Raw genomic sequence first — 25,059 nt, 5'->3', positions numbered from 1 at the left:
TCCCCTCTCTCCGGGGCCCTGGCTGCCCACGCGTACGTGACCTGCGCCCTCGTCCGGTGAGTGCTTCGGCTTCCATGGTCCCTCCGCGACCCGCCGACCGCACACCCTGCCCCCGTCGGCCGGGACGGCATGCCGCAGGCGCGGTCGTGCCGGCCAGCGCGGCGCCTGCCGGGCGGCGCCTGCCGGGCGGCGGGCCGAGAACGTGCCGGGCGAGGCCCGGACGACCGTCGCTCCGGGCGGCGCGACGGGGCGGCACCGCGCCGGACCGCCGGGCCCGGGGCCGCCGGCCGGCACCCATAGGGTGACGCCCATGCAAAGACATCTGGCCTTCCAACGCCTGCACAACTTCCGGGACTTGGGCGGGTATGCCGCCGGTGCCGACCGTACGGTCCGGTGGGGCCTGCTCTACCGGTCCGACTCGCTCGCCAAGCTCGAAGGCGAGGACTGGGAGCGCTTCCTGTCGCTCGGCGTGCGCACCGTGATCGACCTGCGGTATCCGTGGGAGATAGCGGCGAAGGGACGCGTACCGGAGAGCGAGGGGCTGGCGTACGTCAACCTCAGCATCGAGCACCGGCCCTACGACCAGGCGGAGATCGACCCGGACATCGACCCCTGGCGCTTCCTCGCCGACCGGTACGCCGAGGTGGCACTCGACGGCGTCGCGGAACTGACACAGGCCTTGCAGGTCATCGCCTCCGCCGAGAGCCCGCTCGTCTTCCACTGTGCCTCGGGCAAGGACCGCACCGGACTCCTGGCCGCCCTCGTGCTCGCCCTGCTGGGGGTCTCCGAGGACAAGATCGCCGAGGACTTCGCCCTGACCGAACGGGCCACGGACCGGCTGATCGCCGACTGGCGTGCCGCCAATCCGGGCCGCCCGCTGCGCTGGCCCGGCTACGGACGGGCCCCGGCCGAGATCATCCGGCTGTTCCTGGCCGACCTGACGGCCCGACACGGCTCGCTGCGCGGCTACGCCGCCGACCTCCTCGGCGCGGACGACGAACTGATCGCCCGCCTCCGCGACCGGCTTCTCACCGCGTGATCGCCGAGGGAGCCATCCCTCCGCGCCGACGGACGGCGGGCGCGGCCGCGGTCCACCGCAGATGCGTACACTTCCCGCGGTTGCCGGCCGACGAGTGCCGCACGTTTCTGGGGGATGAGCAATGCGTATGCGTACCGGGGTCTATCTCGCACACCCGCGGCCGGGCAGCTTCAACCATGCGGTGTTCGATGCCGTGGTGGACGAACTGCGCGGCCGTGGGTGCGAGGTGCTCGCCCACGACCTCTGCGCCGAGGGCTTCCCGCCCGTGCTGGCCGCCGACGAGACGGGGACCGTGGAGTCTGCCGGGAGCCCCGCCGACGCGCAGGTGGCACGGCACCGCGCGGAGGTGGCCACGCTCGACGCCATGGTCTTCGTGCACCCGAACTGGTGGGGTATGCCACCGGCCGTCCTCACGGGCTGGGTGCAGCGCGTACTGGCGCCCGGCGTGGCCTACAAACTCCATGCCGCGGAAGGCGAGCCCGCGGGGCTGCTGAAAGCCGGCCGGGCGCTCGTCCTGAACACCTCCGACACTCCCGCCGGCCGGGAGGACAGCGAGTTCGGGGACCCGCTGCACAGGATCTGGTCGGCATGCGTGCTGCCGTACGTGGGAGTCACCGACGTGCGCCGGGTCGTCTTCCGTACCGTCACCGACTCCACCCACGAGGTACGCGCTTCCTGGCTGCACCGGGCGCGCGAGGAGGCGGCGGCGCTGCTGGCCTGATTCCGGGAGTGCCCGGTACCGGCCGTGCCGGATTCCGGGAGTCAGGCGGCCTCGCGTACGGCGTCGAGCAGTTCGGGCACCGGACCCTGGAACGTCCGGATCATCCGCCGCAACGCCGCCCACTGCTCGACCGGCAGCTGCCCCGCCGCCCAGCGGGCGATCAGTGCCGCGGTCGCCACATGGAGCGCGGCGCGTCCGCTCCACGCGGCGCGGCCGACGTCCGCGTGTCCCGAACTCTGGCCGACCCATGACGTCACGACCTGGGCCGGACGCGCCAGCGACGCCACCTCCGCCGCCGACAGCTGTTCGCGTTCGATCACCGCGGCGAGGTGATCGACCGTCGGCCCGTCCGACGCGCCTGACGAGACCGGCATGGTCCGCAAGGCCTGCCGCGCGGACCGGGCGCTCTCCCCGAGCGGTCCGGTCCCGCCCGGCGGTTGCCACTCGGGTACCCACCGCGGACGCCGCTTGCCGGAATCGGCGGGCGGTGGTGCGGGAGCGGGCGGCGGCAGCGGCCGCCCGGGGCGGGCCGGGCGCCCGGTGCGCAGCACCACGGCCACCTCCGGCGGGCAGTCCGGACGCAGCAGCAACACCCTGGCCGCCGTCCGCGGCAGCCGCCCGCCGAGGCGAGCCGCCGTCACCAGCGCCCAGTCGATCCGGTACGGCTCCTCCAGGACCGACCGCACCTCCCGCTCCGCCCGCCACTCGGGGTGCCCCGGTACGGCCCGCAACCGCCGCAGCAGCGCCCCCGTACCGAGCAGGCGCTCCTCCACCGTGTCGAGGAAAGGCCCCGGCGCGGCCTCGGCACACGCCGCCCTGATGTCGCCGCTGACCGGGTCCACGTCCGCCGGCAGCGCCGCCACGACCTCCCGTACCCGCGCCGTACCACCGCTGCGGCGCACCGTGCTCCAGGCGGCGGCCCGCATGGTCGGTACGGACGGGTCCCGCTGGTCGATCAGCGCGGCCGCCGCCAGCGCCGGGTCGGCCGAGACCAGGGCGTTCCGGTGGTGCCACTGGTGGTACTGCCGCCGGGCGGCGACCGCCGCCGGGTTCCGTATCCGCAGGCGGCATTCCGTCTCGTAGTGCAGCGGATAGGTGCCGACGAGCGCGGCATCGACGTCGGGGTCGTCCAGATCGAGCAGACCGGTCTGCGTCGTCCGGCTGCGGGCGAAGCGCGCCAGCGCCACCTGGAGTTGTTTGCTGCCCCGTTCGAGAACACACTCCACCACCGGGGCGGGCGGGTCGTGGTCCATGAGGAACAGCGAGGGATCGACCGTGAGCCAAGCCTCCAGAGCTGTCAGCCGTACGTCGTACGGCAACAGGGTGGCGATACAGCACAGGTGGAAGTTGACGACCTTCCGCTCGGTGAACTCGGCATAGGTCTCGCCCGCTGCAGACACGTCGCCTCCCCCTGGCGCCGACACGACCGCATGCACGATACAAGATCACCTTCCGGGGCTGCCCGGTGTTTTCCGGGCCCCGGTCCCGTCCGGGTCCGGTCCGCCGCGGCTCACCTCACCGCGCCAGCTGCCGGCACAGCGCCACGATGTCCGCGCGAACCCGCCCCATCGCCGCGCGGCACACGGGCATCATGTCCCGCCCGCTCACGGGAGCGTCACCCCGCCGCCCCGTCTGCCGCGGCGCCACCCACACCCTCTTGTGCGGCCGCATCACCCGAGGGTGCGGCGCCGCGGAGCGCCGCGGATGCTCCGCCTGCCTCGGCACACCCACCGGCGGCTGCACGGGGAGGCGTCCCCCTCGGCCGCCCGACCGCCCCTTGGCCTTCCCCGCCTTCGACGACTTCCCTGCCTTCGACGACTTCGACGCCTTCCTCGACTCCGGCGATCTCGTCGTCTTCGCATCCTTGGGCCGAGTGGTGACCAGCCCCTCCCGCACCGGACGGTCGGCGGAGCCCGGTCCCGGCGGCGCCGCAGCAGTGGTGTGGCGCGGCGAGGGCGCGGGAGCCGACCCGCCGCCGCCCGCATCCGGCGCCACCACCGTGCAGCCGCACAGCCCGGCAAGCGTCAGCGCCACCAGGACGCGCACCCGAGCCGTCCTGAGCGGCCATGACCGCTCCTCGGGCACGGCGCCGGAATACCGGCCGGACTCTTCCACCGCCGCAGACGGGCGAAAAGTGATCACGTCCTGACCAACGGCCCACGCCCGCGGGCGGTCACGCCGTACGCCCTGCCGGGAGGGCACGGGAGGGCTGCCGTCACCCTTTGCGGCTTGCTTGTCAGAGGTGACCGCTAACGTTCGCGTGACGCAATCCGCGCCGGCAGCTGAAACGAAAGGGACACCGGATGGGTGCCTCGGCCTGGGACTACTACGTGCCCTATCAGGAGGACCTCGGCGCCGCGCTGGAGGAGCTGCGGCACCGCGTGTTCCTCGCCGGTGACTACTACTGGGTGCGCGGCGGCGACCGGGTTCCCGAGGAGGAGCGCCGCCCGCGGCCGTCGGTCCTGGACGACCTGTGGGCCGACGAGTGGGCGCAGCACTCCGGTACGCACTCGATCCTCGATGTGTTCCACGTCCAACGGGAGGACGAGGAGCCCGAGATCTGTGCGGTACAGCCGGTGACCGCCGAAGAGGCCCGGGGCGCCACCGGCATCGCACAGCTGACCCGCGCACACGTTCCGGCGATCCAGGACCTCGCCCGCGAGCGCGGGTACGGCCGTTGCGCCGTACTGCACGACGACCACGGGACGCCACAGGAGATCTACTTCTGGGGCTGGTCCGGAGACTGAGCCTCCACCGCGCGCCGCCGGCCCATGAGGTCAGCGGTCGATTACCGATCCGCTCCCGCATTCGACAGGATGGGTGGCATGACCGAGATCCATACCCCCCGCCTCCTGCTGCGCCGCTGGCAGGACGACGACCTCGCCCCCATGGCGGACATCCACGCGGACCCGCTGGTCATGCGCTGGATCGGCGACGGCACCGTCCTCGACCTGGACCGCACCGCAGAGGCCATCGAACGGTGGGAGGAGGAGTGGGACGACGAAGGGTTCGGCCTGTTCGCCGTCGAGCTGCTGGCCTCGGGGGAGCTGGCCGGGTGCGTGGGGCTGTCCGTGCCCGAGTACCTGCCGGAAGCGCTCCCCGCGATCGAGATCAGCTGGCGCCTCGGCCGTCAGTACTGGGGGCAGGGTTACGCGTCCGAAGCCGCTCAGGCCGTGCTGGAGTTCGCCCTACAGGACCGCGGCCTGGACCGTGTCGTTGCCATCGACCAGCCTGGCAACAAGGCCTCCGAGAATGTGATGCACAAACTCGGGATGGTCTTCGAGCGGGAGACCGTGCACCCGGAATACGGGTATGAGCTGGCCATCCACAGCATCGACCTCTCGGAATATCAGGCCTGAGCTGGATGGACGCACCGCTCCGGCTTCGGCATGCGTCCCGGCACCGATACCGGCACTGACACCGGTATCGGCGCCGGGACGCTGTACGCCGAGGGCGCTTACTTCACATTGAGGCCCGTCCAGGCGGCGCCGACCGCCGCGTACTCGGCGCTCGTCGTGCCGTACAGGTCACCGGCCGCCTTCAAGGTCGCCGTGCGGGCGGCCTTGTAGTTGGTGGTGGAGGTCATGTACGTGGTGAGGGCCTTGTACCAGATCTTCTCGGCCTTGTCCCGGCCGATGCCGGTGACCTTGGAGCCGTCGTAGGTGGGGCTGTTGTAGCTGACGCCGCCGATGACCTTGGCGCCGCTGCCCTCGGACAGCAGGTAGAAGAAGTGGTTGGCGACACCGGACGAGTAGTGGACGTCCTTGTTGCCGACGTCGCTGGACCAGTAGTCGGCCGAGGCGCCGTCCTTGCTGGGCTTGTCCATGTAGCGCAGCGGGGTGCCGTCGCCGTTGATGTCGATCTTCTCGCCGATGAGGTAGTCGCCCGGGTCGGCGGCGTTCTTGGCGTAGAACTCGGCCGACGTGCCGAAGATGTCGGACGTGGCCTCGTTGAGACCGCCGGACTCGCCGCTGTACTCCAGGCCCGCGGTGGCGGAGGTGACGCCGTGGCTCATCTCGTGGGCGGCCACGTCGAGGGAGGTGAGCGGGTGCGAGTTCGCCTCGCCGTCGCCGTACGTCATGCAGAAGCAGCCGTCGTCCCAGAAGGCGTTGACGTAGCTGTTGCCGTAGTGGACGCGGGAGTAGGCGCCCTTGCCGTCGTTGCGGATGCCGTTGCGGCCGAAGGTGTTCTTGTAGAAGTCCCAGGTGACGGCCGCCCCGTAGTGCGCGTCGACGCCGGCGGTCTGGCGGCCGCCGCCCCATACGTCGTCCGCGTCGGTGTAGAGCGTGCCCTTGCCCGACGTCTTCTGCTTGAGGTCGTACGTCTTGTGGCCGCCGCGGGCACCGTCGGTGAGCTGGTAGGTCGATCCGCTCTTGGTGGTGGTGAGCGCGACCTTGCCGCTGTAGGTGCTGGTACCGGTGCCGGTCTCGATGGCCTCGTTCTGGAACAGCTTCTTGCCGGTGGTCGCGTCGGTGACGACGTGCAGTTCGCTGGGCGTGCCGTCCTTCTGTACGCCGGTGACGACGGTCTCGTAGGCGAGGACCGGCTTGCCCGTGGCGGCCCAGATCACCTTGCGCGGCGCGGCGGAGGCGTCGGTCCGGGCGTCCTTCTTCGCGGCGGCAGCGCTGAGGGCGCTCGTCTTCGCGGCGGAGGGGGCGAGGGCGGCGGTCGTACTGGGCACGGATATCCGGGCGTTGGTCGCCTTGGTGACGCTGTGGTCGCCGTTGGTGGCCTGGTGGACGACCAGGTCGCCGCCGAGGACGGGCAGTCCGGCGAAGGTGCGCTCGTACCGGGTGTGCACCGTGCCGTTCGCGTCCTTGATGACGTCCCGGACGATGAGCTTCTCCTGTGCGCCGAGGCCGATCTTCGTGGCCGTGGCGGCGGCGCCGTTCGCTGCATCCTGCAGCGCGGACGCCCGCTGTGCGGCGGAGAGTTGGATCGCCGATGCGCCCAGTGCGCGGTCCGGCTGCGCGCTGGCCGATCCGGCCTGGACGCCGACCGCGACCATCGCGGCGGAGGCGACCAGGGCGGCAGCGCGCAGGGTGTTCTTGCGGGGGGTGGACGAGATCCGTCTCAACTCTGTCTCCCTTGTCAGGGCCGCGGGGTCGCGGTCCCAAGAGCCGGCCGGGCAGCCGAGGGGTGGGGTGCCCGGTGGAGCGGAACTGAATTGAGGGCAGCGTGCCACTAGTTGACCTTTTTTGACAGCTGTTGAGCAGGTAAGAAACAGCAATTTCACAGACTTCGTTGTTTTGTGACGTCGAGTCGGGGAGGGAGGAGGGAGGGGGAGAGGGCGGCGGCCGGGGGGGCAGGGCGTGCCCGGGGGCGCGTGCGTGGGGGTTCGGAGGGCGCGACGCCGGGGGAGGCCGCGGGCTCGGCGGCGTACCTCCGCGAGCCCGAGTCGCCACGGGGGCGTGGACTCCGGTTGCCGCGCGGCGGCTGTCCGCTCGTGAAGGGCGGCGCTCCTTGAGGCGCCGGGCCGACGCCTAAAATGTGAGGCAGCAGGAGCAAACGGGAGAGTACGGCAACCCGAGAAGGCGCCATGCCACCCAGCGGTACGGAGCCGGGCACCCGACCGTTCGGCACTGTGGGTTCCGGCGGAACATCGGAGCGTGACGATGTTCTGATCGGCGCCGTCGTCCGAGCCGTCGAGGTGACCGAGGCGCATGCCGCGAGCGTCTTCCTGATCTCCCGCGACCACCGCTCCCTGGTGCTCAGCGCGGTGTGCGGAACGCCGCCCTCCCTGCTCGGTGGCTGGCGGCGGATCCCGGTGAGCAGCGCCATCCCGGTGGCGGTGGCGTACCGCTCCGGGCGTACGGTCCACCTGGCCGGGGCCGACGAGACCACGCGGCGCTTTCCCCAGCTCGCGATGGCCCTGCCCTACTCGTTCGGATCCGCTTCCGTGCAGGTGAAAGCGGGGAAGACCGTCTTCGGGGCGATGGCTGTGGTATGGGCCGCCGAGCCGGAGGGGGAAGGGCTGTCGAAGGCGCAGCGACGACGGCTGCGCGCCACGGCCGACCGTCTCGGCGCGGCGCTGGCGCGGCTGAGCGCACGCGGCGTTCCGGTCGAGAGCGACACGGGCGGCGCCCCGGTGGTGGTCCCGGTGCGGTCGGCCCCGGCCGTCCGCGTGGGTCTCTTCGACTGGAACCTCGACACCGGGGCCCTCGTGGCCGATGACGAGCTGTGCGCGATCTTCGGAATCGACCCCGGCGAGTTCGACGGGCGAGCGGCCACCCTGGCCGCCAAGATCGACGACGCCGGCCTTCCCGGCTTCCGGTCCGCCGCCCGGACCGCGGTCGAGGAGGGCCACGTATGGGCCCATGCCCTGCGGCTACGGGACGACGGCGGCGGCGACCGCACCGTCGCGCTGTGGGGCCGCGTATCGGAGACTCCCGGCGGCCGGCGGATGCGCTCCCACCTGGTGGGTGCCGTCCTCGACTCCGGAACCGGAATGGCGGCCGTCGAGGCGATCGAACGGCTCACGGACGGCTTCTTCGCGCTCGCCCCGGACGGACGTGTCACCTACGCCAACCGCGGCCTCGAGCGCCTGCTGCGGGTCCGCCAGGACGAACTGCTCGGCCGGCGCCCCTGGGACGTCCTGCCGTGGCTGGCCGATCCCGTATACGAGGACCGGTACCGGGCCGCCATGATCTCCCAGCATCCCGTCTCCTTTCTCGCCCGCCGTCCGCCCGGCCAATGGCTCGTGTTCTCCCTCCACCCGGGGTCGCAAGGCATGACGGGCTGGGCGGCCCGGGTCCGGGGCCCGGTCCCGGAGGATGCCGCACCCGGGGCGCCGGTCACGGAGGACGTGGCGGCCGGTACGTCGGCGCCGCCACCCGTCGCCCCCCGCCTGGGCACGCTCTACCGCGTTCTCCAGCTCGGCGGCGCGTTGACCGAGGCGGTGACCGCCCGCGGGGTGTGCGAGGTCGTCGCCGAGCAGCTCCTGCCGGCCTTCGGCGGTCGGCGGATGGCGCTCTATGTGGTGACGGAGCGCCGTCTGCGGCTGCTCTCGCAGCGCGGCTACCGCAAAGGCTTCCTCGACCGGTTCGAAGGCTCACCGCTCCGCCGCGGCCTGCCCGTAGCGGATGCGCTGCTCTCCGGCGCTCCGCTGTTCATCGAGTCGCGGGAGGAGTTCGCGCGGGCCTGCCCCGGGATCCACCCGAGCGAGTCCAGTGCCGTGGCGTTCCTCCCGCTCATCGCCTCAAGTCGGCCCGTGGGCGCCTGCGTTCTCGGCTTCGACGAAGCGCACCGGTTTCTGGGCGACGAGCGGGATCTGATCACCGCGCTGGGCGGGGTGATCGCCCATGCGCTGCAACGCGCCATGCTCTACGACGCCGAATTCGCCGTCGCCCACGGGCTGCAGGACGCGCTGCTCCCGCACCGGCTGCCCACACTGCCCGACGTCCGCGTCACCGGCCGCTATCTCCCGGGAACCCGCGGCATGGACATCGGCGGCGACTGGTACGACGTCGTCCCCACGCGGGACGGCGTCGCGCTCGTCGTCGGAGACGTCGAGGGCCACAATGTCGCCGCCGCGGCCGTCATGGGCCAACTGCGCAGCGCGGTACGGGCGTTCGCCACGGCGGGCCACCAGCCGGGCGATGTGATCTCCAGTACCAACCGGCTGCTCCTCGACCTCGACCCCGGGCTCCTCGCCAGCTGCTGCTATGTCCTCCTGCACCCCGGCTCGGGGGTCGCACGCATGGTCCTCGCGGGCCACTGTCCGCCGCTGTTGAGCCGGCCCGGCGGCTGTACGGAGGCTCTCGACCTGCCGTGCGGTCCTCTGCTCGGCGCCGCGGACGCCGTCCACTACCCGGAATCGGACCTGCGCTTCCCGCCCGGCTCGATCCTGGCGCTGTACACGGACGGGCTGGTGGAGCGGCGCGGATCGGACCTCACCACCGGCATCGACCGGCTGCGGGCCTCGTTGGCCCATGTGAGCGCGGGCTCCCTGGAGGAACTGGCCGACAAACTGCTGCTGGACGCCCGTCAGTCCCCGAACCGCGAGGACGACATCGCCCTGCTGCTCAGCGAGTACACCCCCGCCGGGCGCCGCTGACCGGCGCGATGCCTCCGGTGCGGGCGAATTTTACCATTATTCCACTTTTGGTCAGTTGCTTGTATGGTCCTCTGTACGCCTCCGTGCGGTTGCGGTTTTACGTGCGTGGCGATGGTGCCGAGCGGCCTCGGCCGGCGAGAGACCGGCCGAGTGCCCTGACTCCACAGGCAGTTCACGCACGCGTGGGAACTGGGAGAAGCCATGAAGAAGGTCATCGCGACAGCGTTCATCGCCGCGTTGTTCGGCGCCGGCGGCGCCGGCATCGCCTCCGCGGCCACCGCCTCGCCGCCCCCGCCGGGCGGCGACACCGCCACCGTGACGTTTCATTGCCCCCACCCGCGCGGCACCTTCGCGATCACGGCGGATTCCTGGGTGATGGGTCAGTACGAGTGGTATTACGGCCGGCAGGGCTGCACATACACACCGTAGCCACGGCCGGACCGGACCCGGTCACCAGGGCCGCGGCCTCGAAACGTCAGGGAAGCTCGAAACGTCAGGGAAGGTCGCGCCGCATCAGGTCGTCATAGGTCTCGCGGCGGACCACCGCACGCGCCTCGCCGTCCCGGCAGAAGACCACCGGGGGCCGCAGCGCACCGTTGTAGTTGTTGCTGAGCGAGTAGGTGTACGCGCCGGTGGCGGGTACGGCGATCAGATCGCCGGTCGCGGGTCCCGCAGCGGTACGCCGGTGCTGAGGGTGTCGCCGGACTCGCAGTGGCGACCCACCAGGCGGCAGGGCTCCCCGCCGCCGACCCGGGTGGCGACGGTGGCCTCGAAGCGCTGCCCGTAGAGCGAGACCTCCAGGTTGTCGCCCATCCCGCCGTCCACCGCCGCGAAGGTCTCCCCGCCGCCGCGTTTGACGGTCACCACGCGGTAGAGGGAGACCCCCGCCTCGGCCACCATCGAGCGGCCCGGCCCGATCAGCAGGCGGGCATCGGCCGGCAGCAGTTCCCTCGCCACGTCCACCATCGCGTCCAGATATTCCTCGACGCCCGGCGGCCGGTCGTCGTAGGTATAGCGGGCACCGAGCCCGCCGCCGAGGTCGTACACCGCGAACTCGCCGAGCTCCGCGACCGCCGCCACCGCCCGGGCGAACGGCTCGGTGTCGAGGATCTGCGACCCCACATGGACATGCACGCCGTCCAGCCGGAGCCGGTCACTGCCCCGCAGGCGGGCGACGGCCGCGCGGGCCTGCGGCACCAGCAGCCCGAACTTCGAGCCGCGCCGGCCGGCGACGGCCGCCTCGTGGGTGTCGGGCCGGATGTCCGGCGTGACCCGCACCAGCACGCCCTGCTCGCGGCCGGGGTGGCCGGCGAGGATCCGCAAGTACCGGCTGCGCCGCGCCCGCGAACTGTTCGACCTCGACCTCGGCCACCCCGACGACCGGCTCTCATGCTGGCTGCAGCTGCGACTGCTGCGCCCGCCGGTCCCGCACGATCCCGACCGCTCGGCGCCCTAGCAGCGGAAAATAAATACTCGCCCGGCCTCCTGCACGTGACAATCAAGGTCCACAACCAGGAGGAACACATGAGCCAGGCGTACCTGACTCTGCACGAACTGCTGCCGCCGCAGGAGCTGACCGCCGCCCTCGACGCCGGGCACGTCATCCGCAAGCAACACCCCGAACTCCCGCTCTCCCTCTACACGTACACCAGGACGTGCCAGTTCGAGCGGGTGTGGAACGGGGTGACCATGCGCTGCCGCGGGCTGGTCGCCGACGACATCACGGGCGACATCGTCGCGCTTCCGCTGCCCAAGTTCTTCAACGTCGGTGAGCACGAAGCCGGTCAGCCGTACGCCCCCGCCCTCCCGGACGAGCCGTTCGAGGTGTACGACAAGGTCGACGGCAGCCTCGCGGTGATCTTCCACTACGCCGACCGGTGGCGGGTCGCCTCCAAGGGATCGTTCATCAGCACCCAGGCGACGTGGGCCCAGCGCCTGCTGGACGGCAAGGACACCGCCGCGCTGGTGCCCGGAGTCACCTATCTCGCCGAGATCCTCTACCCGCAGAACCGCATCGTCGTCGACTACGGCGACCGCCGGGACCTGGTCCTCCTCGCCGCCATCGCCCGGGACGGCACGGAGATACCCCTGGCCGACGCCGCGGCCGGCTGGCAGGGCATCGGCTCGGTCGTCACGGTCTGGCCCGGCATGCCGCTCGCCGAACTGCTCGCCCTGGCCGAGTCCAACCAACTGCCCGGCGGCCGGGCCGCCACGGGCACGGACGCGGAGGGCTTCGTGCTGCGCTTCGCCTCGGGCGTGCGGGCAAAGGCCAAGCTCTCCGAGTACATACGCCTCCACAAGGTCCTCACCGGCGTGAGCGAGCGGGACATCTGGCGCGGCCACGGCATCCAGCGCTTCGCCGGTCTGCCCGCCAAGCAGGTGGCCCAGGCGCTGGGCTGCTCGATGGCCGACATCGAGGAGTCCGGCGGCAGGCCGCTGGACGCGCTGCTGGAGCAGGTGCCCGACGAATTCGACACCTGGGTGCGCGAGGTGATCGCGCGGATCGAGAAGGACGTGGCCGACCGCGAGCGCGCGATCGACGAGGCGTATGCCTCCCTCGCACCGCTCACCGCCGACCGGGCCGCCTTCGCCCGCGCCGCGAAGGCACTGCCCGACCGCGCCGTCCGCCCCGCCATGTTCCAGCGTCTGGACGGGCGCCCCACCGAGCTGGTGACGTACCGTTCCGTCCGTCCGGAGACCGCGGACCCCTTCGCAACCGACGAGGAGAACTGACCGTGCCCGTAGTACACGTCATGACGGGGCTTCCGGCCTCGGGAAAGACGACCGCCGCGCGCAAACTGCAGGCGGAGTCCGAGGGCCGGATGCGCCGGGTCAACCTCGACGACCTGCGGACCATGCTCGACATCCCGGCCCCCGAGCGCGGCCGGTCGTACGAGCACGAGCAGACGGTCCTGGCGACCCAGGACGCGGCGGTACGGGCGGCCGTGGACGGCGGCTTCGACGTCGTCGTGGACAACACGCACCTGACGCCCCACATCCCCAAGCGGCTGAAGGCGGCGGTGGCCGGTCAGGCCGCCTTCGTCGTGCACGACTTCACCGACGTACCGGTGGAGGAGTGCATACGCCGCGACGCCGAGCGGGAGCGGGCGGTCGGTGAGGAGATCATCCGGATCCTGGCCGACAAGCACGCCAAGGCCAGGCGGGGCGGCTGGCAGCTCACCGACGAGTGGCTCAACGACGAGCCCCCGGTCGAGCCGTACACCGCCGACCCGGCGCTCCCGGCGGCCGTGATGTGCGACATCGACGGCACGCTCGCCATCCGGGGCGACCGCGGCCCCTACGACTTCAGCCGCTGCGGCGAGGACCTGCTCAACGTCTCGGTGCGGGACGCGCTGCGCTCCTTCCAGCGTGCCGACGGAGACGTCCTCGTCCTGCTGTCGGGACGCGGCGAGGAGCACCGCGAGCGGACCGAGGAGTGGCTGCGCCGGCACGAGGTCCCCTACGACGAGCTGTGGATGCGCGCCGCCGGCGACGGCCGCCGGGACGACGTCGTGAAGGCCGAACTCTTCGACCGTCACGTCCGTCAGCGCTTCGCGGTGCGCGTCTCCCTGGACGACCGCGACCGCGTGGTCGCGGTCTGGCGCCGGATGGGCCTGCCCACCTGGCAGGTCAACTACGGCAACTTCTAGGGCCGGCCCGACGGACCGCGCGGAGCGGGCGGGCGGCGCTCGGCGCCATCGGCCCACAGCGAGCGCACATGGCCGAGATGGCGCGCCATGCACGTCTCGGCGGCCTCGGCGTCGCCCGCCACCATCAGGTCGAGGAGCTCGATGTGCTCCTCGGCCGAGGGGATCAGCTGATCGCGCTCGTCGAGGCCGGTCAGACCGTACAGACGCGAGCGTTTGCGCAGGTCGCCGACGGTCTCGACGAGCCGTTCGTTGCCGGAGAGCGCCAGCAGCGAGAGATGGAACCGGCGGTCGGCCTCCAGATAGCCGACGAGGTCGTGGTCGCGGGCGGCGCGCACGATCTCCTCGGCGACCGGGCGCAGCGCCTCCAGGTCCGCGCGGTCGGCGGTCCGCGCGATCCGGCCGACCATGGGGACCTCGATGAGGGTACGGATTTCCGTGTACTGGTCGAGGTCGCGCTCATTGACCTCCGTCACCCGGAAACCCTTGTTGCGTACGGGCTCGACCAGACCCTCGCGGGCCAGGTCGAGCATCGCCTCGCGGACCGGTGTCGCGGAGATGCTGAAGTCCTCCGCGAGGCCGGGCGCCGAGTAGACCTCACCGGGCCTGAGTTCACCGGAGATGAGCGCGGCCCGCAGATGGTGGGCAACCTGGTCGCGCAGGCGCTCCCTGGTGGTGTTGAGGTTGCGCTGCTGGAGGTGACCCATGTGGTGGCGTTCCCTTCGTGCCCGTCCCGGTGCCCCGTCCCTCGTGACCGAGCGGATCACCAGCGTACAATGTCACGTTGTTTTCGCAGGTGGCCGGGAGAGTGCGCACGGGTCGGGGCGCAGTGGGGCCGGGGCGGCCAAGTACCGTGCGGCACGCCCCTGTTGAACGCCCCTGTTGACGCGGGCCGCTCAGAGGAGGAACCCGGCGGGGAACGGGTCGTCGGGGTCGAGCAGGTACTGGGCGGTGCCCGTGATCCAGGCGCGCCCGGTGATACGCGGGACGACGGCGGGCACCCCTCCGACCTCCGTCTCGGCGACGAGGCGGCCGGTGAATTCCGTACCGATGAAGGACTCGTTGCGGAAATCGCGGTGCAGCGGCAGGGCGCCGCGGGCGTGCAGCTGCGCCATGCGCGCGGAGGTGCCGGTGCCGCACGGCGAGCGGTCGAACCAGCCCGGGTGGATGGCCATGGCGTGCCGGGAATGGTGTGCGTCGGAGCCGGGGGCGGCGAGGTAGACGTGTTTGACGCCGTGGATCTCCGGCCGGGCCGGGTGGACGGGCCGGTCCGCCGACGCGTTGACCGCCTCCATGATGGCGAGCCCGGCGGCGAGCAGGTCGTCCTTGCGGGAGCGTTCGAACGGCAGCCCCAGGGCGTCGAGTTCGACGAGGGCGTAGAAGTTCCCGCCGAAGGCGAGGTCGAAGGTGACCGTGCCGAGTCCCGGCACCGTCACCTTGCGGTCGAGGCCGACACAGAAGGCGGGCACATTGGTGAGCGTGGCCGACTTCGCCCGTCCGTTCTCCACCCGCACGTCGACACTGATCAGGCCCGCGGGCGCATCGAGCCGGACGGTGGTGACGGGCTCGGTGACCGGGACCATACCGGTCTCCACCAGGACGATGGCCACCCCGATGGTGCCGTGCCCGCACATCGGCAGCACGCCGGAGACCTCGATGTAGAGGACTCCGTAGTCGGCGTCGGGGCGGGTCGGCGGCTGCAGGATGGCGCCGCTCATGGCGGCGTGCCCGCGCGGCTCGTACATGAGCAGGGTGCGCAGATGGTCCAGGTGCTCGATGAAGTGCAGCCTGCGCTCGGCCATGGTGGCGCCGGGGATCACTCCGACGCCGCCGGTGATGACCCGGGTGGGCATGCCCTCGGTGTGCGAGTCCACGGCGTGGAAGACATGACGGGTGCGCATGGGGGTCCTTTGGTGGTCAGCGGTGCCCGGTGGCGACGGCCTTTTCGGTGGCGGCACGCACCCCGGCCCCGCCGTCGGGGAGGGGGAGGCGCGGCGGCCGGGTGGGCCCGCCGGGACGCCCGACGATGTCCATCGACAGCTTGATCGCCTGGACGAACTCGGTCTTGGAATCCCAGCGCAGCAGCGGGTGGAGGGACGTGTACAGCGGCAGTGCGGTGTCCAGGTCCCGGGCGACGGCGGCGCGGTAGAGCGCCGCGCAGGCGAGGGGGAAGGCGTTGGGATAGCCGGCGACCCAGCCGACGGCGCCGGCCAGCGCGAGCTCCAGGAGCACATCGTCCGCGCCGACCAGCACATCGAGATCGGGGGCGAGTTCGGCGATCTCGTAGGCGCGGCGCACATCGCCGCTGAACTCCTTCACGGCGACGACGCTGCCCTCGCCGTGGAGCCGGGCGAGCAGCGCCGGGGTGAGATCGACCTTGGTGTCGATGGGGTTGTTGTAGCCCACGATGGGCAGTCCCGCCTTGGCGACCTCGGCGTAGTGGGCGCGCACGGCCCGCTCGTCGGCCCGGTAGGCGTTGGGCGGCAGCAACAGGACGCTGCCGGCGCCCTCTTCGGCGGCCTGCTCGGCCCAGCGGCGGGACGCGGCGCTGCCGTACGCGGCCACACCCGGCATGACGCGCGCCCCGTCGCCCGCGGCCGCGACGGCGGTACGGACCACCCGGGCGCGCTCGTCGTCGGTCAGGGTCTGGTACTCGCCCAGGGACCCGTTGGGCACGACCCCGTCGCAGCCGTTGGCGAGGAGCCAGCGGACGTGCTCGGCATAGGCGTCGTAATCGACGGAGTGGTCGTCGCGCAAGGGCAGCGCGGTGGCCACCATGATGCCGCGCCAGGGGCGGTCGGGGCTCCAGGCGGAGTGGGTGGGGGAGGAGGGGGGCATGAAGGGGCCTTTCGGTGAGGTGGGGTTTTGTGGGTTGGGGGTTGGGGGTTTGTTGAGGGTGGGGAGGGGCTGTGAGTCGTGGCGTGCGTCAGTCCGGGGCGGGGTCGGGACGGGAGGCTGTGTCTGCGTCCGTGCGGGAGTTCGCCCCGGAGTCCGTACCTGGGGCGGCCGTGTCGGACGGGGCCGCGTCGGGAGGGTCCGTGTCGGGAGGGTCCGTGTCGGCGAGTGCGCCGAGTGCCCCCAAGGCGACCGGTACGGCCAGCGGTCGGCGCTCCGGGGTCGGCGACGGCGTTGCCGCCTCGGCGGCGAGGCGGGCGACGGCCGTCCCGCACATCCGTCCCTGGCACCAGCCCATGCCCGCCCGGGTCATCAGCTTCACGGTCCGGGCGTCCCGGGCGCCGTAATCGGCGACCGTCTCGCGGATGCGCCGTGCGGTGACTTCTTCGCAGCGGCAGACCTCCGTCGCGTCGTCGAGCCACTGCGGCCACCCTGGACCGGGTGCGTGTGCGGCGGCCATGACGTCCGCGAAGGCGCGCATCCGGGCGCGCCGTCGCCGCAGTTCCCGCACCCGGCCGCCCGCGGCGAGCGCCGGCCGCTCCCGCAGCCGGGCGGCCACCGCCCTTCCCGCCAACTCGCCTTCAAGGAGCGCGAGTTGTGCCCCACCGATACCGCCGGTCTCGCCCGCCGCCCAGACACCCGGTACCGAGGTCTCCTGCAGGGCATCGCATACGAGGGCGTACGTCCCGTCCTGGGTGCGCCGGGCCGCGCAGCCGAGCGTGATGGCCAGCTCGATGCCCGGGACCAGGCCATGGCCGACCGCCAGCGCGTCGCAGGCGATCCGGCGGCCCGATCCCCGCACGGGCCGCCAGTCGCCGTCGAGCCGCGAGACCGTGACCGCGGCCACCCGGTCGGTGCCGTGCACACGGGTCACCGCGCTGCGCGCATGCAGCCGCACCCCGTACCGCAACAGCGCCGCGCCCAGGCTCACGGCCTCCGCAGACTTCCGCGGATTGGCGGCCAGAGCGCGCGGATGGCGCGCGTACCCCAGGTAGTCGGACGCCTCGATCACCGCCGGGACGCGGGCCCCCGCCGCGGCGAGCGACGCGGCGACGGCGAGCAGCAGTGGGCCGCTGCCCGCCACCACCACCAGCTTGCCGGGCAGCACCAGGCCGGACTTCAGCATCGCCTGTGCGCCGCCTGCACCGACGACTCCTGGCAGCGTCCAGCCGGGGAAGGGCAGCTGCCGCTCGTACGCACCTGTCGCTAGCAGCACCGCGCGGGCCCGCACCCGGACCGGCCGCTCCCCGTCGCCGTCCGCACCGGTGACCGCGTGCACCGCCCATCGGCCGTCTGCGCCCTTGGCCTCCTTCGCTTGCTCGGCGCCCTCGGAGTTCTCGGCGCCCTCGGAATGCTTGGAGCCCGTGGAGCCCGTGGAGCCCGCGGTGCCCGTGGTGCCCGAGGGGCCCTCCCGCTCGACCGCCCACACGTGGTGCCCGGTCAGCGGGGCTACGGAGCTCTCCGTCAGACGGCGGCGCAGTCGGGCGAACGCCGACCAGTCATGATGCAGCGCCTCGGGCCGCACGGCCCCAAGAGCCGGATCCGGGTGCCGGTAGAACTGGCCACCCGGCTGCGCGGCGCTGTCCAACAGGGCTACGGACAGGCCGAGTTCGGACGCGGTGACGGCACCTGCCAGCCCGGCCGGGCCCGCGCCGATCACCGCGAGGTCGTACTCCGCGCCATCAGACACCGAGTGCGGCATGACCGTGCCCCTCCTGGGTGGTGACGGCGTCCCCGGGCCGCGCCGGGACCAGACAAGCCCGTGTGTTGGGGCGGGAGTTGATGGTGGCCAGGCAGTCGTAGCACTGCCCGATGCCGCAGAACGCACCGCGCGGGCGCCCGCCGACGCGCGTGCTGCGCCAGGCCAGGATGCCCGCGGCCCACAGCGCGGCGGCCACGGACTGGCCGGGCAGCGCGGAGAGGGGACGCCCGTCGAAGGTGATCTCGAACGCTGCGCCGGGCGCCCCACCGACGAGGTCGGCGGGGCTGTGGCGACGCGCCATGACGCGGCTCCTTTCGGAGGTGCAAGAGGGCGGGAGGGAGATCGGCAGAAGGTCGGCAGGAGTGCGGGAGGTAGATCGGCAGGAGGGCGACAGGGGATGGGGATGGGCAGAAGGTCGACAGCGGATCGGCAGGAGGTCGGCAGGGGATCGACGCAAGGTCGGCGGGAGGTCGGCGGGAGATCACCAGGAGGGCTCACCGCCCGCCCCGAAGTCGAACCGTTCCGGCCTGAACGGCGCAATATCCAGCGGGAGTTCACCTCCCCTCACGCACTCGGCCACGATCCGCCCCGTCGCCGGGGCGAGCCCGATCCCCGCGCCCTCGTGGCCGCACGCGTGCAGCAGCCCCGGCCTTCGCGGATCGGGTCCGATCGCCGGCAGATGGTCGGGGAGGTACGGACGGAAGCCCGCGTAGGTCCGGATGGCCCGTACCGTGGCGAGCACCGGGAAGAGCCGCACCGCCTGCCCGGCGAGGCGGCGCAGCGCCTCCACCGACAGGGAACGGTCGAAGCCGACCCGCTCCCGGCTCGCACCGATCAGGACCGGGCCCGCCGGGGTGCCTTCGACGACGGCGGAGGTCTGCAGGGCCGCCGAGCCGCTGGCGACGTCGGCGACATAGTCGGCCGCGTAGACCTTGCGCCGCACCACGCGCGGCAGTGGCTCGGTGACGAGGACGAAGCCGCGCCGGGGCCGCACCGGCAGCGCCACGCCCGCGAGCCGGGCGATCTCGCCGCCCCAGGTCCCCGCCGCGTTCACCACATACGGGGCGTGCACCTCACCGGTCGTTGTCCGCACCCCGCGCACCCGCCTGCCCGCACCGATGAGGAACCCGGTGACCTCCTCGCCGAGCCGCAGCCGCACCCGGTCACCCCCCGCGCGCAGCAGATGGGCGGCGGCCAGCGCGGGCTGCACCTGTGCGTCCTGCGGATAGTGCATGCCGCCTGCGAGGCCGGGGGACAGATGCGGCTCCAGCTCCCTGAGCCGGTCGCCCGGCACTTCCTCGGCGATGACCCCGGCCCGCGCCTGCCGCCCCGCGAAGCGCCGCAGCGCCGCGGCTCCGTTGTCGTCGGAGGCGACGACGAGGCCGCCCTTCGCCTCGTATTCGATCCCCGGTGGCAGCGTGCCCGCCAGCTCCCGCCATAACTGCGCGGAGAGGAGGGCGAGGTCGAGCTCGGGGCCCGGGGCCTTGTCCGAGACGAGCAGATTGCCTTCGCCGGCCCCCGTGGTCCCGCCGGCGACGGGGCCACGGTCGATCACGGTGACGGAGAGCCCGGCGCGGGCGGCGTAGTGGGCGCAGGCGGCGCCGACGATGCCCGCGCCGACAACGATGAGATCCGGAGAGTGTCCCGAGAGCACCTGAGTAATATTTCACATTGCACCTGCGTTGCCAAGGGATCTCCTGACTGTGCATCAAGAGGTGTCTGAGGATGGGGTGTCCAGGTGCGGGCAACCGTATGAGCGGCGGCAGGGGTTGCGACCCGGACAACGGCACGAACCGAGTGCAGGGGGGTTGTCAGTGCAATGTCACATTACTACTTTACGCATCACATCACATGGTGCGGCGGTGCGGCTCTCCACTCCTGAGTGCCGTCCGCAGCACGGCAGTTGGACCTCCGGGCACCGCTGCCGCGCACCCCCACACCCCCACACACAGGAGTCCTGAGTGTTCGCTTCGAGAACCCTGCGCAGGTCCCTGCTCGCCACCGCGACCGCGGTGACGCTCTGCGTCACGGCCGCCGGGACCGGTTACGCGACCGTCGCCTCCCCGGTCCCGTACACGGCCCCCGCGACGGCACGTCCGGTCGCCGCATCCGGCACACCGGACGCCACGCCGCACCGCTTCGACAGGGCCGGCCATCTGGCCAAGGCGCCCGCGCCCTCGGCCCGCGCGATACCCGCCCCCGGCGGCCTCACGGACGGCCGTATCCCCGGCGCACACACCCCGAAGGCGAAGGCGAAGACCGCAACGCCGCACGCCACGATCAACGGGGCCACCGTGCCGTGCACCCTGGACGGCGTCACCGGCCTGTCCCCTGAGGAGTTCGCCGACTTCCTCGCCGACCCGGCGGTCACCGCCGACGGCTGTTTACGGTCCCTCGTCTGGACCTGGGACCGGCGCCTGATCCCCGTCATGTCGGACGAGCACGTCCAGGCCGTCTCCCGCCGCATCACCCGCCTCGCCGCCGACCACGACGGCAAGAACGGCACCCATCTCCTGGAGATGTTCACCTATCTCCACGCGGTCGCGTACCAGGACTTCTCGCACGACGAGATCGACATCACCGACCCGCCGACCGTGGAGGCCATGCGTCAGGCCGTTGACGCCTTCGGCTCGGCCGCCCGCACCTTCGACGTGACCCGCAGCAATGCCGAAACCCTCCGGGAGGCCTTGACCGCGGCGACCGCCCCGGGCCTGCGCCAGCACCAACTACCGCTCGTCAAGCGCGTCTTGAGCACCATGGACGCCTCCCACCCGGACACTTCCCGGGACGCTTCCTGGGGCGGCGCCGCGTTCGCCGCGCTCTCCCTCAACTACCTGGGCATCTACCCGGGCAACAGGGACACCGCCTTCCGCGCCGCGGTCGTCGCCGACCCCTCCTACCGTGCCGCCTTCAAGGCGTTCGCCGACTACACCCACCTCAAGGACACCGACAACGCCTGGGTGGTGCGGGACGCGGTCAGCGAGTACGGCCGCATCGGCCAGATCGACGAACTCCGCGACGAGATCGTCTCGGGCCTCGGCCCGCTCCTCGCCGCCCTCGCGACCAACTTCGGTGACCTGAGCGCCCCTTGGGCGAAGGCCGCCACCTGGCTCGTCGAGTTCGACGCCTGCGCCCCCTACCAGGTGTGCAAGGACGACATCGAAAAGCGGCTCTTCCCGCAGACGTACACGTACGGAAGGGAGGGCACGGACGGCATCACGGTGCGCACCGCCCTCGACCGGGACACCGTCGATCAGCTCTACTACGCAAGCAAGCAGGTCAAGGCCCAGTTCCACCGCGTGGTCGGCACCGAGGCGCCGCTGACGGGCGACACCAACTCCACCCTGCACATCGTCCTGTACGCCTCCCGGGCCGACTACGAGAACTTCCAGCCGCTCCTGACCGGCCTGGACACCAACAACGGCGGCATGTACATCGAGAACGGCGCGACCTTCTACACGTACCAGCGCCGCGTCCCGCAGGACTCCACGCTCACCCTGGAGGAGCTGTTCCGGCACGAGTACACGCACTACCTCAACGGCCGCTGGGCGGTACCGGGCTCCTTCGGTGAGGGCCCGTGGTACGAGGGCGACCGGACCACGGCGATGGACGAGGGCACCGCGGAATTCTTCGACGGCGGCACCCGGGACGACGGCATCAAGGTCCGCAAATCGCTGGTGAAGGGCATCATCGCGGACACCGCGAACGGCGGCCCACGGATGACCGTGGACCAGCTGCTGCACGCCACGTACGCCGGCGACGGCTTCCGCTTCTACAACTACGCGGGCACGTTCTTCGAGTTCCTGTGGTCCGAACGCCCCGCCCTGCTCAAGGAGATGTACGGCCTGCTGCGCTCCGACGACCCCGCGGCCTTCGACGCCTGGCGCGACCGGCTCGGCAAGGACGCGGGCCTGCAGGACGCCTACGGCTCCTTCCTGGACGAGCAGATCGCGCACGTCGACGACCTGTTCGTACCCGACACCAAGTACGTCCCCCTCGGCGACCTGCGCGACGCGTCGGCCACCGAGGTGCGTACCTCCTTCGCGGCGACGACCGGCATCACGCCGGAGTGCGATCCCGCCGGCTCGCAGGACCGGCCGCGGTTCGCCTGCACCGGTCGCCTCACGGCGAACCTGACCGACGCCGGGAACGCCGACGCCGTCTTCAAGGACATGTCCGAGACCCTCGACGGCACCGTGCTGGACCGCACCGCGAACGGCGACAACAACTTCAGCGACATGAACTGCTCGTTCGGCGAGGTGAGCATCGCCTCCGACGGCCGGACGGGCACGGCGGACTTCGACTGCGAAGGGCCGCTGCGCAGCCAGACGTGACGTCCGGCTCATCCGGCACTTCCGGGTCCGCTCGGTGCGGTCCGCGCCCCGTATCGCGCGCCGTCCCGCGTCTCGTTCCGCACTCCGCCCCGCGCCGGCTCACGATGTCCCGGCGCGGGGCGGGGCGGTGCGCGCCGTGCCGCGCTCAGCAGGCCGGCTCCGCGGTCAGCGCTTCACCACGAAGGCCCGGCCCTGCTTGGTGTCGGACGAGCAGGAGTTCTGCTCCGCGGCGGTCATCTTGCGCGTCTTGACGATCACCGCATTGCTCTGTCCGTCCGTGCCGTTGGGCGCGGGACCGGTGACCGTGTCCGGCACGTACCAGAAGTAGTGACCCCACTTCGGGCTGTCGTAGTGGGTCTGCCAGGTGCCCGAAACGGTCTGCATCACCTGGGCGCGGGAGATCCAGCCCACCTCACCGGGCTTCACCGTCATGTTCATGGAGCTGTTCTCGGTGTGGGAACTCGACCAGGTGTGGCTGTAGGTCGCGGTGACGCTCAGGTCGATGATTTCGGCGATCTTTCCGCCGACCGTGACGGAGACCCCCACCGAGTCCGTCGAGCCCACCGTGTCCGCCCAGCCCATCGACTGTGTCGCATCCGAAGTGCTGCAGTTGTAAAGGGAGTTGGACACCTGGTGGAAGTCACCGAGGTACGCCGTGCCGAGCTTCGGCTCGTTGAAGCTGCACTTCCCCTCGCCGGAAGCGCAGTCGGCTATCAGCTGCTCCCGGGTGGGCTGGTCATCGGCGGCGGCCGGTAGGGCCATCGCCGCGAACAGGCCCAGTGCCGCGGTGGACAGCGCCATCAGGCGGCTTCCGTAGCGGATCGTTCGGCTTTTCGTCATCTTGCTGTTGCCTCTCGCCCTGTCACTTGGAAGCGACGATTCCGAGTGTGGTGTTCGTCGCTGTGGGTTTGAGACTGGAGTGAAATTTGATTCAACTACACCAAGAATCGGTAAAGTTGTAGTTGATGGTGAAACAGACCCTTTAAGGGGCCTGCATGTTGCCCTCGGTCCAGGGCTGTTTCGATCCGTTCCCGCTCCCGTTTCGGTTCGTTCCCCGTCGGGCCTGGCGCATCAAGTGGTACTCTGCGAGGGGAGCGAACCCGAACTCACCGTATTCCGGTGCCGGTTCCGCCCTCTTCTCCCTGTCGCTGCCGCACAGCCGTCCTTCTTGACCGGCAATCCAGTGCGGCGCCGAGCCGCCGACTGTTTGCGGAACACCCACTATGTGTGAGCGTTTCGCCACGCACGGTCAAGCGATTCTGTAACACCTCATTCCGGTTGCGGGCCCATCTGACGGCCCGCGGGGCGTGATCTCACCGCCCCGCTTTCCCGCACCGCGATTTCCTCCGCTCCGCCACCCCTTCAGGCGGATCCCTTCCCACCTATCACTCTCTCCCGTCCGTTCCGAGAGGACACCCACACCCATGACCATGACGTCCGACCATCTCGCCGTGCCGACCGCGGCGCACCCCTTCGTGTCGGCAGCCGGAATTCTGGACATCGTCAACGAAAAGCAGGGGCTCGGCTTTCTTCGTGGGAGGGAGTATGTCTCCTCGTCCCACGACGTCCGAGTGCCCGCCCAGCTGATCCGGAAATCCGGCCTCCGTAAAGGGGATTTCGTCGTCGGCGCATGCGGCCGGCAGGGGGTGCTTTCCGAGGTCGAGTCGGTCGATGGCCGTCCGCCGGAGTCATTGCGCGGCCGGCCGCATTTCCGCGACCTCACACCCCTGCATCCGCGAGAGCGGATCCGCCTCGAAAGCGCGACGGGCGGCATCGCACCGCGCATCATCGACCTCATCGCACCGGTCGGCAAGGGCCAGCGCGGGCTGATCGTCGCGCCGCCCAAGACGGGAAAGACCGTGCTGCTGCAACAGCTCGCGGCCGCCGTCTCCGGAAATCACCCCGAATGCCGGCTGATGGTGGTGCTGGTCGACGAACGGCCGGAGGAAGTCACCGAGATGCGCCGCAGCGTCAATGCAGAGGTGCTCGCATCGACCTTCGACCGGTCGGCGGAAGAGCATATTGGCCTCGCCGAACTGTCGGTGGAACGCGCCAAACGGCTCGTCGAGCACGGGCAGGACGTCGTCATCCTCTTCGATTCCCTCACCCGGCTGTGCCGGGCGCACAACAATGCCGCCGCAGCGGGCGGCAGAACGCTGAGCGGAGGCGTCGATGCCGCCGCGCTGCACGGTCCCAAGCGGCTCTTCGGGGCGGCGCGCCGGGCGGAGGAGGGCGGATCGCTGACCATTCTCGCCACGGCCCTGGTGGGCACCGGGTCCCGGGCCGACGATTACTACTTCGAGGAATTGAAGAGCACCGGAAACATGGAGCTCCGTCTGGATCGCACGCTGGCGGAAAAGCGGATCCATCCAGCAGTGGATATCACCGCTTCCGGCACCCGCCGCGAGGAACTGATGCTCCCGACAACGGAATTGGCCGCCGTCGGTCGTCTGCGGCGCGCCCTGCGGACCGGTGACGAACGCCTGAACACGGAAGCCCTGCTCAACCGCGTCCGGCGTACGCCCGACAATGCGACGTTCCTGCGGCAGATGCAGCACCTGGCGCAGGATTCCTGAGCCTTCGACGGCGAGCCGTACGCATGCCGGAACGGCACATCCCGGTGGTGGCGGCTGCCTCACCGGGATGTGCCGTGACTGCACCGTGA

22 protein-coding genes are annotated in these 25,059 nt (G+C 71.4%); 12 read left to right on the top strand and 10 right to left on the bottom strand.

The annotated features are described in order from the left end of the window. The first annotated feature begins 310 nt into the window (after positions 1-310). Positions 311-1,039, top strand: coding sequence for a tyrosine-protein phosphatase (locus tag AC5677_RS03280; protein ID WP_497193480.1), 729 nt, complete (start codon positions 311-313; stop codon positions 1,037-1,039). Between the two features lie 121 nt (positions 1,040-1,160). Then, positions 1,161-1,760 (top strand): NAD(P)H-dependent oxidoreductase, encoded by a 600-nt coding sequence (locus AC5677_RS03275; protein WP_497193479.1) that lies wholly within the window; start codon positions 1,161-1,163, stop codon positions 1,758-1,760. 41 nt (positions 1,761-1,801) lie between these two features. On the opposite strand, the gene AC5677_RS03270 is transcribed toward AC5677_RS03275, so the two are convergent. Beyond that, positions 1,802-3,160 (bottom strand): hypothetical protein, encoded by a 1,359-nt coding sequence (locus AC5677_RS03270; protein WP_497193478.1) that lies wholly within the window; start codon positions 3,158-3,160, stop codon positions 1,802-1,804. A 146-nt stretch (positions 3,161-3,306) separates the two neighbouring features. On the opposite strand from AC5677_RS03270, the gene AC5677_RS03265 reads away from it, so the two are divergent. The 3 genes from AC5677_RS03265 (at position 3,307) to AC5677_RS03255 (ending at position 5,119) form a co-directional block, all read left to right on the top strand. Beyond that, on the top strand, positions 3,307-3,909 hold the full coding sequence (locus AC5677_RS03265; RefSeq protein WP_497193477.1) for a hypothetical protein: 603 nt from the start codon (positions 3,307-3,309) through the stop codon (positions 3,907-3,909). A 154-nt stretch (positions 3,910-4,063) separates the two neighbouring features. Continuing rightward, complete coding sequence (locus tag AC5677_RS03260) at positions 4,064-4,507, top strand: hypothetical protein (RefSeq protein ID WP_497193476.1); 444 nt, start codon at positions 4,064-4,066, stop codon at positions 4,505-4,507. Positions 4,508-4,585: 78 nt separating this feature from the next. Continuing rightward, positions 4,586-5,119, top strand: coding sequence for a GNAT family N-acetyltransferase (locus AC5677_RS03255; protein ID WP_497193475.1), 534 nt, complete (start codon positions 4,586-4,588; stop codon positions 5,117-5,119). Between the two features lie 98 nt (positions 5,120-5,217). Here AC5677_RS03255 and AC5677_RS03250 read toward each other — a convergent pair whose 3' ends face one another. Then, a complete protein-coding gene (locus AC5677_RS03250; protein ID WP_497193474.1) occupies positions 5,218-6,837 on the bottom strand; it encodes a M4 family metallopeptidase in 1,620 nt (539 codons plus the stop codon). A gap of 462 nt (positions 6,838-7,299) precedes the next feature. Between AC5677_RS03250 and AC5677_RS03245 the strand changes: the two genes are divergently transcribed. After that, complete coding sequence (locus tag AC5677_RS03245; RefSeq protein WP_497193473.1) at positions 7,300-9,816, top strand: SpoIIE family protein phosphatase; 2,517 nt, start codon at positions 7,300-7,302, stop codon at positions 9,814-9,816. Between the two features lie 201 nt (positions 9,817-10,017). After that, the gene (locus AC5677_RS03240; RefSeq protein ID WP_497193472.1) at positions 10,018-10,245 is read left to right on the top strand and encodes a hypothetical protein; all 228 of its coding nucleotides are present in this window, start codon (positions 10,018-10,020) and stop codon (positions 10,243-10,245) included. Positions 10,246-10,464: 219 nt separating this feature from the next. Here AC5677_RS03240 and AC5677_RS03235 read toward each other — a convergent pair whose 3' ends face one another. Further along, the gene (locus AC5677_RS03235; RefSeq protein WP_497193471.1) at positions 10,465-11,094 is read right to left on the bottom strand and encodes a diaminopimelate decarboxylase family protein; all 630 of its coding nucleotides are present in this window, start codon (positions 11,092-11,094) and stop codon (positions 10,465-10,467) included. On the opposite strand from AC5677_RS03235, the gene AC5677_RS03230 reads away from it, so the two are divergent. The 3 genes from AC5677_RS03230 (at position 11,084) to AC5677_RS03220 (ending at position 13,466) form a co-directional block, all read left to right on the top strand. Beyond that, entirely contained in the window at positions 11,084-11,272 is a 189-nt protein-coding gene (locus AC5677_RS03230; RefSeq protein WP_497193470.1) for a helix-turn-helix domain-containing protein, read from the top strand. The two genes, AC5677_RS03235 and AC5677_RS03230, sit on opposite strands and share 11 nt — an antisense overlap. A 68-nt stretch (positions 11,273-11,340) precedes the next feature. Further along, a complete protein-coding gene (locus AC5677_RS03225) occupies positions 11,341-12,549 on the top strand; it encodes an RNA ligase (RefSeq protein WP_497193469.1) in 1,209 nt (402 codons plus the stop codon). Positions 12,550-12,551: 2 nt separating this feature from the next. Next, a complete protein-coding gene (locus tag AC5677_RS03220; RefSeq protein WP_497193468.1) occupies positions 12,552-13,466 on the top strand; it encodes a phosphatase domain-containing protein in 915 nt (304 codons plus the stop codon). On the opposite strand, the gene AC5677_RS03215 is transcribed toward AC5677_RS03220, so the two are convergent. From AC5677_RS03215 to AC5677_RS03190, 6 genes are all read right to left on the bottom strand, one after another. After that, the gene (locus tag AC5677_RS03215; RefSeq protein WP_497193467.1) at positions 13,463-14,170 is read right to left on the bottom strand and encodes a GntR family transcriptional regulator; all 708 of its coding nucleotides are present in this window, start codon (positions 14,168-14,170) and stop codon (positions 13,463-13,465) included. The genes AC5677_RS03220 and AC5677_RS03215 overlap by 4 nt on opposite strands. A 189-nt stretch (positions 14,171-14,359) precedes the next feature. Then, a complete protein-coding gene (locus tag AC5677_RS03210; RefSeq protein ID WP_497193466.1) occupies positions 14,360-15,364 on the bottom strand; it encodes a proline racemase family protein in 1,005 nt (334 codons plus the stop codon). A gap of 16 nt (positions 15,365-15,380) precedes the next feature. Next, positions 15,381-16,301 (bottom strand): dihydrodipicolinate synthase family protein, encoded by a 921-nt coding sequence (locus AC5677_RS03205; protein ID WP_497193465.1) that lies wholly within the window; start codon positions 16,299-16,301, stop codon positions 15,381-15,383. A gap of 88 nt (positions 16,302-16,389) precedes the next feature. Further along, positions 16,390-18,060 (bottom strand): FAD-dependent oxidoreductase, encoded by a 1,671-nt coding sequence (locus tag AC5677_RS03200; protein WP_497193464.1) that lies wholly within the window; start codon positions 18,058-18,060, stop codon positions 16,390-16,392. Then, complete coding sequence (locus AC5677_RS03195) at positions 18,041-18,361, bottom strand: (2Fe-2S)-binding protein (protein WP_497193463.1); 321 nt, start codon at positions 18,359-18,361, stop codon at positions 18,041-18,043. Before AC5677_RS03195 ends, AC5677_RS03200 begins: the two co-directional genes overlap by 20 nt. Before the next feature lie 180 nt (positions 18,362-18,541). Continuing rightward, complete coding sequence (locus AC5677_RS03190) at positions 18,542-19,714, bottom strand: NAD(P)/FAD-dependent oxidoreductase (RefSeq protein WP_497193462.1); 1,173 nt, start codon at positions 19,712-19,714, stop codon at positions 18,542-18,544. A 307-nt stretch (positions 19,715-20,021) separates the two neighbouring features. Between AC5677_RS03190 and AC5677_RS03185 the strand changes: the two genes are divergently transcribed. Further along, positions 20,022-22,394 carry a collagenase gene (locus AC5677_RS03185; protein WP_497193461.1) on the top strand — a complete coding sequence of 791 codons (2,373 nt, stop codon included), beginning with the start codon at positions 20,022-20,024 and terminating at the stop codon, positions 22,392-22,394. A 165-nt stretch (positions 22,395-22,559) separates the two neighbouring features. On the opposite strand, the gene AC5677_RS03180 is transcribed toward AC5677_RS03185, so the two are convergent. Then, positions 22,560-23,234, bottom strand: coding sequence for a hypothetical protein (locus tag AC5677_RS03180; RefSeq protein WP_497193460.1), 675 nt, complete (start codon positions 23,232-23,234; stop codon positions 22,560-22,562). Positions 23,235-23,704: 470 nt separating this feature from the next. Here AC5677_RS03180 and rho point away from each other — a divergent pair, with 470 nt between their 5' ends. Beyond that, a complete protein-coding gene (rho, locus tag AC5677_RS03175; protein ID WP_497196493.1) occupies positions 23,705-24,970 on the top strand; it encodes a transcription termination factor Rho in 1,266 nt (421 codons plus the stop codon). Positions 24,971-25,059 lie beyond the last annotated feature (89 nt).

The sequence above is a fragment of the Streptomyces sp. JLSY215 genome (assembly GCF_059682825.1).
The sequence above is the reverse complement of the archived record's forward strand: the minus strand, read 5'-3'. Positions and strand labels throughout refer to the sequence as shown.